This is a genomic window from Coleofasciculus sp. E2-BRE-01, assembly GCF_040221695.1.
GTDB lineage: Bacteria > Cyanobacteriota > Cyanobacteriia > Cyanobacteriales > Coleofasciculaceae > Coleofasciculus.
In genome coordinates this window covers 1-12,842 of record NZ_JAVKEA010000010.1, presented here as the reverse complement: position 1 = coordinate 12,842, position 12,842 = coordinate 1, and the positions used below count along the sequence as shown (strand labels likewise).

At 39.7% G+C, this 12,842-nt stretch carries 12 protein-coding genes and 2 pseudogenes; 10 read left to right on the top strand and 4 right to left on the bottom strand.

What is annotated here, in order from left to right:
* Positions 1 to 551 precede the first annotated feature (551 nt).
* The 10 genes and pseudogenes from RIG66_RS01395 to RIG66_RS01350 form a co-directional block, all read left to right on the top strand.
* A complete protein-coding gene (locus tag RIG66_RS01395; protein WP_006102841.1) occupies positions 552 to 1,046 on the top strand; it encodes a hypothetical protein in 495 nt (164 codons plus the stop codon).
* Positions 1,047 to 1,449: 403 nt separating this feature from the next.
* Positions 1,450 to 2,199, top strand: coding sequence for a glycosyltransferase (locus tag RIG66_RS01390; protein WP_446374500.1), 750 nt, complete (start codon positions 1,450 to 1,452; stop codon positions 2,197 to 2,199).
* Positions 2,186 to 3,565: a radical SAM protein gene (locus RIG66_RS01385; protein WP_446374498.1), complete on the top strand. Its 1,380-nt coding sequence runs from the start codon at positions 2,186 to 2,188 to the stop codon at positions 3,563 to 3,565. The genes RIG66_RS01390 and RIG66_RS01385 overlap by 14 nt, the downstream gene beginning before the upstream one ends.
* A complete protein-coding gene (locus RIG66_RS01380; RefSeq protein ID WP_446374496.1) occupies positions 3,562 to 4,746 on the top strand; it encodes a glycosyltransferase in 1,185 nt (394 codons plus the stop codon). Before RIG66_RS01385 ends, RIG66_RS01380 begins: the two co-directional genes overlap by 4 nt.
* Positions 4,747 to 4,750: 4 nt before the next feature.
* Positions 4,751 to 6,466 carry a carbamoyltransferase family protein gene (locus RIG66_RS01375; RefSeq protein WP_446374494.1) on the top strand — a complete coding sequence of 572 codons (1,716 nt, stop codon included), beginning with the start codon at positions 4,751 to 4,753 and terminating at the stop codon, positions 6,464 to 6,466.
* Entirely contained in the window at positions 6,463 to 7,233 is a 771-nt protein-coding gene (locus tag RIG66_RS01370) for an SDR family NAD(P)-dependent oxidoreductase (RefSeq protein WP_446374492.1), read from the top strand. The genes RIG66_RS01375 and RIG66_RS01370 overlap by 4 nt, the downstream gene beginning before the upstream one ends.
* Complete coding sequence (locus tag RIG66_RS01365) at positions 7,230 to 7,883, top strand: glycosyltransferase family 2 protein (protein WP_446374490.1); 654 nt, start codon at positions 7,230 to 7,232, stop codon at positions 7,881 to 7,883. Before RIG66_RS01370 ends, RIG66_RS01365 begins: the two co-directional genes overlap by 4 nt.
* A 2-nt stretch (positions 7,884 to 7,885) precedes the next feature.
* Positions 7,886 to 8,959, top strand: a complete 1,074-nt coding sequence (locus RIG66_RS01360) for a radical SAM protein (protein WP_446374488.1) — start codon at positions 7,886 to 7,888, stop codon at positions 8,957 to 8,959.
* A complete protein-coding gene (locus RIG66_RS01355; RefSeq protein ID WP_446374486.1) occupies positions 8,956 to 9,474 on the top strand; it encodes an LOG family protein in 519 nt (172 codons plus the stop codon). Before RIG66_RS01360 ends, RIG66_RS01355 begins: the two co-directional genes overlap by 4 nt.
* A gap of 124 nt (positions 9,475 to 9,598) precedes the next feature.
* Positions 9,599 to 9,868 (top strand): annotated as a pseudogene (locus tag RIG66_RS01350) (ATP-binding cassette domain-containing protein); the annotation flags it as partial.
* Positions 9,869 to 10,023: 155 nt separating this feature from the next.
* Here the strand turns inward: RIG66_RS01350 and RIG66_RS01345 are convergent.
* The 4 genes and pseudogenes from RIG66_RS01345 to RIG66_RS01330 all read right to left on the bottom strand — a co-directional run.
* Positions 10,024 to 10,881: a bifunctional class I SAM-dependent methyltransferase/HIT family protein gene (locus tag RIG66_RS01345; protein WP_446374484.1), complete on the bottom strand. Its 858-nt coding sequence runs from the start codon at positions 10,879 to 10,881 to the stop codon at positions 10,024 to 10,026.
* A gap of 135 nt (positions 10,882 to 11,016) precedes the next feature.
* Positions 11,017 to 11,619, bottom strand: a complete 603-nt coding sequence (locus RIG66_RS01340) for a vWA domain-containing protein (RefSeq protein WP_446374482.1) — start codon at positions 11,617 to 11,619, stop codon at positions 11,017 to 11,019.
* A gap of 227 nt (positions 11,620 to 11,846) precedes the next feature.
* Positions 11,847 to 12,464 (bottom strand): vWA domain-containing protein, encoded by a 618-nt coding sequence (locus RIG66_RS01335; protein WP_446351687.1) that lies wholly within the window; start codon positions 12,462 to 12,464, stop codon positions 11,847 to 11,849.
* A 140-nt stretch (positions 12,465 to 12,604) separates the two neighbouring features.
* A pseudogene (locus RIG66_RS01330) lies at positions 12,605 to 12,703 on the bottom strand (RNA-guided endonuclease InsQ/TnpB family protein); the annotation flags it as partial.
* Between the last annotated feature and the right edge of the window lie 139 nt (positions 12,704 to 12,842).

Genomic DNA, 12,842 nt, shown 5'->3' with positions numbered 1-12,842 from the left:
GAGCTGGGGAAGTTAACTCAAAACTCTACCTTACCTGTTCCCTGTTACATACACACCGAGCGTGTTACCGAGCGTGTTACTGAGCGTGTTGCCGAGCGTGTTACTGAGCGTGTTGCCGAGCGAAGTCGAGGCAAGCCGAAGTAAGTCGAGGCAAGCCGAAGTAAGTCGAGGTAAGCGTTCGACTGAACTTCGACAGGCTCAGGGGTCCGCGCTCACGCCGAAGTCCGAGGTGTTCCCTATTCCCTGTTCCCTCTTCTGGAGACAAATGACGTAGCTTGCTTCTTTTCGGGAGCGAGTATCTCCACCGTTAACTTTTATCGTACCTACCTTAAAATAAGCATATCGACGAATCAGAAGGTATCTAGTTGGCTTTTTATACCAAGTTGCATTCCAAAGATATAACTTTCCCTCCCCCTGCTTCCCCTACTTCCCCTGCTCCCCCGGCTTTTCCTATCTATTATGTTTGAGCGCAACTCGGTATAGTCCCGGATTGCGGTCACGGGGTTTGTAGGAAAGTATGCTATCCGTCTGCTTTTACATTTGTAAGATCCATGCTCACACATCACCGCTTACCTGTTTGTCTTTCGGTTGTATCCACTGATCTGCCGATTTGGTTCACCATCGAAACAGCAGCGACACTGTATCAAAAAGAACGCGATCGCTTTCATTTGCTCTTAAGAGAACCCCCTCTCCCAGAATGGGAATCCCGACACCCTCCCCAAACTAGCCCCACGGATGTCGTCAAGCGCACTCCCCAGCGACTTTTGTGGCTAGAAATTTCCCCCTATCGGATGATTATGACGATGCAGGCAAATGGTAATTTGAGTTATCGTCATCGTTGGGAGCGAGGGGTTTATGGTATCAGTCGCTATTGGCTTCATGAAAAGGCGACAAAGAAGCATCAGTCGTTGCAACTGCGAAACTATACGCGGATGCTGAAACTAGAGGGATACCCCTTACCCCAAAGCTTGGAACTTGACTATGAACTCTGGTCTGGCAAGGTGCGTCTGGGTCACTACCTTCTCCGGCTACAGATGTATCATTGAGTCATCATCAATTATAAGAGTTTACTGGTTGTTGCGGAAGTCTACCGTCAGCAAAACTGGACGTATGAGAAGAAAGCCCAGAAAATTTAAGAAAATCTTAAAAATACAGGGGTACGAATGAGGGAGCTAAATTGCTAAAACCCTTACGGAATAGGGGTTTAGCCCCCTGTAGTATATCTGGACAGCGGGAACTTCAGTCTAAGGAGCGTTTATCATAGTTTGTGCCAGTTTAGTTAATCAGTTTAATCAGGTCATCGAAGGAAGATTGTGGAGTTTAATTGCTATATTTACGCTTGTTAACGCTATAGTGGAGTGAATTGGCTGAAGCTGACTAGACCTAGGCGGCTGTTACTTCAGTCTAGGAAGCATTAGCGATTAAAATCCTTCTAGGAGTTTCACATGGATGAAAGTGACAGTAGTAATTCCTGTTTATAACGGGAGTAAATTTCTACAAAATGCTATAGATAGTGTAGTCAAGCAAAGTTATTCTGATGATATTTATATCATTGTTGTCAACGATGGGAGTACAGATAACACTGCCGGTATTCTTCGTAGCTATGAAAATCAGATTACAGTATTCACGAAAGAAAACGGAGGTACTTCAGATGCCTGGAACTATGTACTGCCACTTATTGAGACGGAATATGTCTTTGGTCTCGATGCTGACGATGAGTTTATACCTGAGACAGTTTCGCGAGTTATGCAGTGCTTATCAGAAAACCCTGAGTCTGATCTGATCTATTCAGATTTTGTTTTCATTGATGCCCAAGGACAAGAACAGAAAATAGTTCAAAATCCTGACTGTACTAGCCCTCAAGATGCTATACAGCGATTAATCAAATTATATGACAGACTTGGGCAAGCAAACAACTTCTTACCATTTGGTCATGTCCGATTATATAAAATAGCCTCTTTGCTTAAAATTAATGGCTACGACACAAGGTATAAATATGCAGAAGATTTTGATCTTGTACTGCGACTTGCAGAAGCCGGATTTATTTTTCAGAGAGTAAATGGCGTGCTTTATCGATATCGATGGCATACCACAAACAAAGGGATCACTAACCGCCTCCAACAAAAAGAGGAAGTACGATTCAGTGTAAAACTGTTCAGTCAAAGAAATAAAGAATCAATTCGTTATGATAGATACTGATTCTTGTGTGTGTTTTATTGTTCCACCAGTATGTGATAAGTATATCATTAGAGAATATGCTGGTGGACTTGGGTTTGAATCTACACAAAACAGGGACTGTTCGTACATACTTCCACCCCTCGATTTGTTGCAACTCGCTGCTTGTATTAAAAAACAATTCAAAGTTTTCCTATTGGATGCTCAAGCAGAAGATATTTCTGACGATGAAGTTTTAAGAAGAGTGCAACATTGCAATATTGACCTTGCAATTGTTGAGATATCGCTTCCCACTTTATCTACTGACATTGAATTTGGGAGAAAATTAACTAGTCTTGGCATCTCAGTTGTCGCAAAAATATATACGCATGATGTCTCCGTTCTGAAAAAGATATTTTCAACAGCAAATTTTAGCTTGTGTCTGATCTCAGAAGTTCATGATAACCTGGCAGATATTTTGCTGGGGCAAGATATTCGGGGTACAGCATCTTATGTAGATGGCGCTATTTTAATCAACCAGAAAGCAGGCATAGATAATTTAGAAGCTCTGCCTTTTCCCGAAAGACAGCTTGTAAAGGATCAAAAATATTATTATCCAAAGCTAGGAGAATGCACGACCATACTTTCTAGTAAAGGGTGTCCGTATGCCTGCTCATATTACTGTCCCTACCCTCTTGTGCAAGGAAAACAATGGAGAGCAAAATCAGTAGATTATGTAATAGCAGAAATTAAAGATGCTATTGCTTTAGGATATACACGTTTTTTATTTCGTGATCCAGTATTTTCTTTAGATAAAAATAGGGCATTAGAAATTGCTTATGCCATATCAAAACTTGCCGTCAAAATTGAATGGTGGTGTGAAACTCGGGCTGATCGATTAAGTCGTGATTTACTGCAAATAATGGCATTGTCTGGATGTAAAGGAGTAAATATTGGTGTTGAATCTGGAGACCCAGAATTACGCTTTACAAAATTAAAGCGCGGTGTTACCGATGCTGTACTCCTTAATATTAGTCAGTGGAGCAAAGAGTTTACAATCGCCATTGCTTTTCTATTAATGGTTGGTTTTCCTGGAGAAACACGCATGAGTATTTTTGCTACTGCCAATTTAATTTCTTTATGTCGTCCTCAAAGTATTGGTATTAACTTCCCAGTCCACTACTGGGGAACCCAGATGTACAAGGATGCCGTAGAACATAATTGGATTGTCTCTTCGGATTATGATCAGTTTGATGGGAGTAAGCCAGTAATTCAGACAAAAGGTCTAGATCAATTTGAAATGCAAGCGGCAAAAGAATATCTGCTGAGACTATTTGATGCGATTGCAACGGAGAATTTGTCTTTAGAAAAACAAATTTTAAATGAAATTAAGATCTGGTCTATTCAATGAGAATATTGTCTTTTTTAAATGTTAGCAATATATCTAATCTGGAAGCAGATAGTGGATATGTGTTCCAGAGATCACTTCTTCATAATCTTGCACAAAAAGATCATGAAGTAAGCTTAATTAGACCTCCTAAAATGCCTTATTTACCTGAGGTTATTAAGCCTATTTTTCTGCCTTTCTCAGATAGCAAATTTGGAGTTAGGATGAGCATAGAATGGGAAAAACTAAAACTACTTCTGACTCATACTAAACCTTTTGATATTGCTTTAATAAACCAAAGTGAATTAACACTTGCTTTGAAGCTTTTATTCTATGAAGTTTGGAATAAAAGCATTCCTTGCATTACTTATTATCATTACTTAGCTATTCAAGGCATTTCAGAAGAAGGAAATATAAAATTCGATCCCAGTCAAAACTTATTTGGTGCAGGGCAAGCTATATGGAAGAGGCAACTAGAGTCAGCACTTGTCTCTGATGCCAATATTATTGGTAGTCAATTTGGTAAACGTCTTTTCCTTACTGCTGCAGGTTCTCAAACCAAAGATATTTTTATGGAAGTTATTCCTCCTCCAGTACAAGACTATAAGCAATCTTGTATATTTTCTATTAGTAATTCTACCAAAAATATTAGAAAGCCGACTCTCCTTTACAATCATAGATTGTATACCCATTATGGTGGTTGTGAGATATTCGATTATCTTAAAGAACTAAACGATAAAATTCCGTTTATTCTTGTTGTCACTGATCCTACTGATAAGCGTTCTACCTTCAGAAATCAACTTGACCCAAGCCCAACCGATATACGCCAATATCTAGAAAGTTTGCCCTTTGTTAGGATTCGGCATTTCTCAACACAAGAAACCTATTACCAAGCTCTTACTCAAGTAGATATTGGAATTAGCCACTTGAGAAGTGGAGCGCTATGGTCGATGGCTATAGTTGACTTGATGTCGAGAGGAAAACCTGTAGTATGTTTCAACAGCGGTGCAATGCCTGAAATCGTTGAAGATAATGACTTACTTTTTTCCAATAAAGAAGACTTTCAACATATTATCATAAAGCTACTAATGGATAGCTCTTTTTATCTTGAGAAGTCCAAATCTGTAGCTAAAAGAGCTAATAGTTTTTTGCCAAAGAGTATCTCAGATAAATTTCACAACTTATTTTTAGATGTTATAAATTAGCATTATGAAAATCATTGGAATTAATGGTTGGGGAGATTGGTTTCACGATCCGGCTGCATGCCTAATTGTAGATGGTCAACTTGTAGCAGCAGTCGAAGAAGAGCGTTTTATTAGAGTAAAGCATGCACCACATACAGTTCCAGCTTTTGCTACACGATGGTGTTTGCAAACAGGTGGTATTGACTGGGGGGATTTGGATTATGTTGCTGTAGGATGGGATTTACCATATTTTGGTCAACTTGCATCTCCTAAAATTGGTGCTGTTGATTTCGCAAGAAAACTACTTACTGATCTTCATGCCCCTGATCTCTTTCCTTTGGAGAAAGTAGTATTTCTGGAGCATCACTTAGCACATGCTTATAGCGGGATTATATTAGAACCATTTCGGCAAAGTCTAGTTGTTGTTGTTGATGGTCAGGGTGAAAAAGACTCAATAAGTATTTTTCGCCACAAAGATAATTCTCTTGAGAAGCTAGATGCTTTCGACTCTCGACATTCTCTTGGTTACTACTATGAAGCAGCTACTAGTTATGTTGGATTTGGTTTGTCGGGAACGGGTAAGTTCATGGGACTCTCCTCCTACGGAAAGCCTACTATAGACTATTGGAAGAGCAACAACGCAAGAAATTTTTCTAGCCCAGTACCATCGAATCAGATAGGAATTGATTATGAAAATTTAGATGATGCTGTGTCAATAGTTGATAAATTCTGGATTCCTCAGTTTAAAGCCTCTTGCCCCAATCTACAAATTGCTGGATCTACTAAAGCCCACAAAGAGATTGATTTTCTTAAGCGGGATAAACTCCATTTAAACTCTGATGCTATTAATTTTTCGGCATCTGTACAACATAGCTTGGAGGAGGCAATAGAGTCTCTGGTTCGTACTTACCTTAGTCAAAAAGACGAAGTGATTATCATAACTGGCGGGGTTGGCTTAAACTGTAAAAGTAATGGTTCTTTACTACAAAAGTTTCCAGCTAAGAAAATCGTTGTACAACCCGTGTCACATGATGCTGGTGTTGCTCTGGGTGCTGCAGTATACTTTACTAAGCAAAACGGTTTTAGCCAGATAGAGTTAACAGATTTTCCATATGTTGGTCCCTCTTATAACAATAAATATATTAGAAAAGCCTTGGAGAGCAAAAATATTCACTTTCAATACTTAGAAAAGCCTGAACTTGTTGCAGCACAGTACATTGCAAATAATAAAGTCATTGGTTGGTTTCAAGGAAAAGCTGAGATTGGACCTAGGGCGCTTGGCGCAAGAAGTATATTAGCCCGTCCTGACTCTATCAAAATTCGTGATCGAGTTAACCAGCAGATTAAACTACGAGAAATATGGCGTCCTTTTTCTCCTGTAGTTTTAGAGGAGTTCTCTCAGGTTTTCTTCAAAAATTGCAAAGAGAGTTTATTTATGCTGTTTGGTTTTCCCATTGTATCTAATGCTAGTAAATTATTTTTTGCTGGAACTATTCATGTGGATGGCACATCTCGTGTACAAACCATTCACCAAGGAAGAACACCTGAGCATTTTCTTAAGCTAGTGAGAGAGTTTTATACATTAACAGGAATCCCTGGTTTAATGAATACCTCTTTCAATGGATCTCAAGAGCCAATCGTAAATACACCAGAAGATGCTATAGATACCTTCAGAGAAACTAATTTAGATGCTATTTTCATAGGTAATTATGTCATTCAATCAGACAATCTAAACTCATGAATAAGTCAAACATAGTAATTATCGGCGGAAGTGACTGGCTTGGAAAAAGTCTAGCGCACTATTTCGCACCACATGCTGAGTGTATGGTACTTTTAGCACGTACAGAAGAGAAGCTTCGACAAGTGCAGTTAAATGTACAGAGCTACTGTCAAACTTATATTGTTGTGTGCGATTTAGCAGAAATGAATCAAGTACAGCTAGCGGTTAAAGAAATTCAACTATACTTAAACTCCGTCGATTTAATTCTTAATGTTGCTGGTGGTTCATACGTTGGAACAACGTATGACTGCCAAACAGAGGATTTCTTTTTTATGATTGATGCATATGTTAAAGGACAAGCTTTCTTAATTAAAAGTTTAATTCCTCTAATTCGACGTTCTAAAAAAACTGTGTTAGTTAACTTTTTGGCTGACTGGGTTAATAGAAAATCCGGTATGGAAGCCGGAAATGCTTTATACACTATGACAAAAGCTGCTATGGAGGCTTTTGCAAACTCCTTAGCTTCAGAAGAGCATATGAATGGACTTCAAGTAAGTAACTTATATTTAGGTCAAATTGCAGAATCCGAAAATGAAAATACTATTATTAAAGATGCAAAAGGAAATTTAGATATGCTTCTGATGAGCGATATTTGCGAGTTTGTGTTGAATTTTATGCATCTTTCTTCTCTGCATGTGTTTGAGGCAACTTTAGTCACAAAGTCACCTAGTTATGCACGTACCCGTTTGCACACTAATACTGTTAATTGGGATATAGGGGGACAATGATATCGGTTATTATGCCTACTTTTATGCACGATCAATTTATCGCTCGTGCTATTCAGAGTGTACAGTGTCAGACATATAAAAACTGGGAACTTATTGTTGTGAATGATGGCTCATCAGATGCTACTGAGAGCATAGTCAGTCAATTTATTATAGACTCCAGAATTCATTACATCTATCAAGACAATTCTGGTTCAAGCTGCGCTCGTAATAAAGGTTTAGAACACTCAAAAGGTGACTATATTGCTTATTTAGATTCTGATGATATATATCTTGCAAATCATCTTGAGGTTCGCCATAATATTATTAAAGAACATGAGGTCGATCTTGTGTTTGGTCCTGTATGGGACATCAAACCTTCATCACGTAAAATATATCATGGTGAGTTGGCAGATACCGATACAGGATGCGTGTTACCACTTATGGTAATGCATAAGAGGTTTTGTCTTTCTGTTGGTTTGTTTGATTCAAATATTGTCTTTGAAGAAGATCTAGATTTGTTTTTGCGGATGAATAAGTGCTATAAGGTTTATCAATTCTTTGATCCAGTTACGGCTGAATACTATGTTCATAATCATAGCATTCATCGAATGTATGAGAAAGGTGGACATAAGTATATTGAAGATTACAGAAATTATCACAAAAGGACATGACAATGAAAAAATTTTTTTTAACATCACTCGAAGTGGAATTTGAGCTTTGCAATCTACGTTGTCAATATTGCTGGTTGACATTGGGAAACTTAGAAACCTTTCGCAGAGGCGACAAAATTTTTTCACGACAGAAGAGTCAAACAATACACTTTGATTATACTGTCAGTGATCTAAGGCAAAATATTTCCCACATCTTAGAAAAATCTGACTCATATCTGTTGAAAGTTTCAGGTGGAGAGATTTTTCTTTTACCTGAAGTCATTGATGAATTGATTTTAGCTTCAGAAAGGTTTGAAAAAGTCCTTATTGTATCTAATGGCACTCTCATAGAACGAGAGAACTTAGAAAAGCTTGATCCAAATAAGTTCTGTTTTCAAATTTCACTTGACGGATACATAGATCAAGCGAATGCTTTGCGCTATAAGGAAGCTACTCGAAACACTGAGAAGGTTCTAAGAACTGTAGGCTGGTTGTATGAACAAGGATTCAAATTTGAGATAAGCTGTGTACTCACCGATCATAATATTCGGTATTTAACAGAGTTTTTTCAATATTTTTTTCAGCATTTTCCTCAAGTTACTATCATTCCTTTTCCAGTCAGATTTTCTGACTACTACCTATCTAATACTGAGGCTAATATCGCCATATTATCTCACTTAAAAGATGCTTTTCCTTTAGGAACAATTCCTCCAAAAGGATATATGGAAGCTCTCATAGAGACTGTAAAGGGTCGAAAAAATAACACATGCTTTTTACCTATCATAGGTCTGTATGGATGCGAGGATGGTAGTCGCCCACTGTGTCCTTGTGGGATAATTGATAATCACCAGAACATTTTTGAAAGAGACTGTGTATTACCACCAGATTTAGCTCATCCTTCTGTGAGAAAGGTTCTTAGAAGAGAAGAACAAAAATGTTTTTCTTGCTTTACTCATTTTGACATTATTAACCTCTTTATTGAAGGACACATATCTTTAGAAGAAATGCATAAAACTGGAATATTCCAAGATTTAAAACTTTTGTCTCATTTAGTACAATACAGAAGCTACGTTTTATCGCAATTACGCTCATCATGAAAAAATATGCAACAACTTTTGGTGGCTCTGAATTCACGGTAGATGATCCTGTTTATCAGGATGGCATTAAGCTGGGTAAGTACCTTGCTAGCAAAGGTTATACAGTGAAAAACGGAGGGTACTATGGTTTGATGGAAGCAGTTTCTAAAGGGGTTGTAGAATCTGGAGGTCAATGTATTGGCATTACCAACGCCTCATTTGATCCAAAACCAGCGCACCAATTCATTACTGAAGAAATCAAAGCTAAAGATCTGTTTGATAGACTTAGGCTTTTAATACAGAGCAGTGAATTGTTTGTTGTTCAAAATGGAAGTATTGGTACAGTTGACGAACTATGTGTTACTTGGTGCCTACGTTATACACTGACAATGCCAAGTATTCGTATTTGTCTGATCGGAGGTTTTTGGAGCCAAGTATTATATGGTCTGCGGAATTTGGCAATCAAAAAAGAAGAATTTGATATTCTAGAGGTCTATAAAGATATAGAACACTTTTCAGATTGCTTTAGATGTTAACTATACAAAATTATTAGTGTATTCATTAAAAATCCCCAGAGGGTGGAAGTGAGCGCGATAATAATGGGACTGTGTTTATTAGTGTACAACCTCGCCCAAATAAAATTGAGACAAGAATTAGCCGCTGCCAATTGAACCCTGTCAAACGATCGCATTAGTCGGGCGATCGGGTTCAGGGAAATCTACGTTGGTTAAACTCTTGTTTCGGTATTTTGAACCGGATCAAGGTAGCATTTTGATTGATGGTATCGACATCCGCCAGTTAGATGTTACCGGGTATCGTCAACGTTTAGCGATCGTTCACCAGGATGTTGATGTATTTAACGGAACGTTGTTAGATAATCTGACTTACGGTAATCCTAAAGTTAGCTTTGAGAAAGTGCAAGAGGCTTGTCACCCCTTCAGGTCCTAACCTTAATGCGTAGTGCTATAACTACCCCCTTTTTGCTATAGCAATAGACACATCGATTAGGACAAATGAACTGTTGTAGAGACGTTGCATGCAACGTCTCTACCAAATGATGTATCCTAACCGCTACAGCGTTATTATTAAATTTTTCGTTTAGGAATCGCCGATCTGATTCCACCTTTTTTACCTCTAACATCTCCCTGGTAACGCGGGATAACATGAATACTCGTGTGCATCATCTTTTGTCCAGCTTCTCGATTCACATTGAATCCCACATTAAACCCATCGGGATGAAATTGCTCCGTTAAAAACTCTTGGACTTTGTTAACCATGAACCAGCAAGCAGATTGTTCTTTAAAGTCCAAATCAAAATAATTGGCAACATGACGTTTAGGAATCACCAGAACATGACCTTTACTGGCTGGATACCCATCAAACATGGCATAAGCTGTGGCTGACTCGGTTAGGACTCGCAGACTTCTGCGCGGGTTACAAAAGATGCACTTATTTTGAGAATGTCTTTGATAGTTATAATGAACGTATTCGTAAATTTCGCAATACTCGTCTAGATGAATGGATTGGAAGGGAAGTTTGACGACGCACTGATACGTCGGTTTTTTATGAATATAATGTTCTCGAAATCCTTCTCTTTTCAGATCTCGCCTCACCGCATAATAGGCTTTTCCACCGGGTTTTAATAAATGTGAAACGTTCATCAGAACAGTTGCCTGTTCTTCAGCAAAGAGAACATTTAACACATAAAAACAGAGGATAGTATCAAATTTAACAGTGGGATATTCGGGGAAATAGTAAGGGTCATATCCGGTGATATCAAAGCCTTTTTGCCGCAGACGTTTGACATCATTACCCAAACCACAACCAAAGTCGAGAATTTTACCCTGAAGCCGCTTTTGTTCGAGGAGAAGCTGTCCGGGAAAGGAGAGATAAACTCTGTCTTTAGCGGTGAGATGACTAAATTTATTGGCTTGCTTTTTCATCAGACAGGAATAGAGTTTGTAGTAAGCGCTAAAGCGCTTCTGGCACTAAAGTGCCTACTACGAACCCAGCTTAAGTCAGCAACATTCGTATTAGGTTGGGTTGAGCGAAGTCGAAACAAATGAGCGGATTAGCGATTAATCGATGATCGCATTCACCAAGACTTCGGATAGTGTCATATCCGCCATATCGTCTAAGGTAGCGGTATCCGCAATATCAAACTTAGCACCTGCTTCTTGCAGTTCATCATCCAGAATATTGAGAAATCGCATGGCTGTGGGATCATTCCCGACTTGCATCAACGAAATCCCCAATTCTTCATCCCGATCCATTTGACGCGATGCTTCAATAATTACCCGCATCACCGCTTTGCGATCGTCGGGTTCGCCATCAGTAACCACCAAAATTATTTCCCCATCGGGTTTGGCTTCTCCAGCCGCTTTGCGCTGAAAGTAGTTATCTGTGGCATCTTTGAGAACAGAGGCTAAATCTGTACGCCCCATCGGGTCATTTTCTTGAAAGATTTGAGTCACTTTATCCGAGGTGACATTATCATACCGTTTAAAGCGACTGGAAAACAGATAAATGGTGATACCATTCGCATCTAACTGTTCGCATTTTCGGGCGACAGCTAAGGTAGATTCCTGAACTGTTTCCCAACGGGTTTTTCCACCAGGTTGATCCGGTGTGGACATGCTGCCGCTTTTGTCGATAATTAACGTGTAATCTCGATCTGGCATAACAAAAACTGATAAAGGGAACAGGGAACGGGGAACAGGGAACAGGGAAAACCAATGTTGCGCCCCTCTTGCTACCCTCTCTCCTTTATTCCCCCCTTTCAAAGGGGGTCTAGGGGGGATGGAGAGGGGCTGTGGGTGAGGGGTGTAGCTTAAGTTGACACGGATGGTTTGACTGATAACACTATTACTCAAACCGATAACTGGACTAAACCCACCCCGCTTAACGTTTAATCCTGAATCGCGTTCAGCAAGATTTCGGGTAACGTCATATCTGCCATATCATCTAGGGTAACGGTGTCAACGATATCAAATTTGGCACCCGCCCCTTGCAACTCATCATCGAGAATCTTGAGAAATCGCGTGGCTGTGGGATCGTTACCCACTTGAATCAGGGAAATTGCCAATTCTTCATCTCGATCAATATGGCGTGATGCTTCCACAATGACTCGCATCACCGCTTTGCGATCATCCGGTTCCCCATCTGTGATGACTAAAATGGTTTCGCCTTCGGGTTTGGTTTGTCCCGCCGATTTGCGCTGAAAGTAGCTATTGAGTGCATCCTGAAGTACACTAGCCAAGTCAGTCCGTCCCATCGGGTCATTTTCTAAGAAGATTTGTCCCACTTTGTCTGAGGTAACGTTGTCGTACCGTTTAAAGCGACTGGAAAAGAGGTAAACGGTGATACCATCGGGGTCAAACTGTTCACATTTTCGGGCGAGGGCGAGCGTTGATTCTTGGGCGGTATACCAACGGGTTTGTCCACCCGGTTGATCCGGTGTTGACATGCTGCCGCTTTTATCGATGATTAGGGTATAGTCGCGATTTTCCATAATTGAATCTGCCATAAGCTTTGTTATTGGTCATTTGTCTATTTGTCTATTTGTCCTTTGTCGTTGATGCAACCCACTAAAGACTTGAGACAAAGGAGTGTGGGTCAGTTCGGAGGCGCGATCGCAAAACTATTGTTATTCAATAGCGTACCGTCTACCAACCATTTATGGAGGTCAATACCAGTGGGAAACTTAATCTTGTCGGATGGGTTATCCTGATTGTGGTCTAATATCTGCTTAGTTAATCCCAGTCCCCGTTTGAGTCGAGTAGGGAATTGCTTCCCTACCCTCTCCTTCAAAACCGTGCTTGTGACTTTCGCCACACACGGCTCCTCAATGATTTGGTGCTTGTTATGCATACCTTATGCTTTTAGAACGGGTTGTTATCCCAGT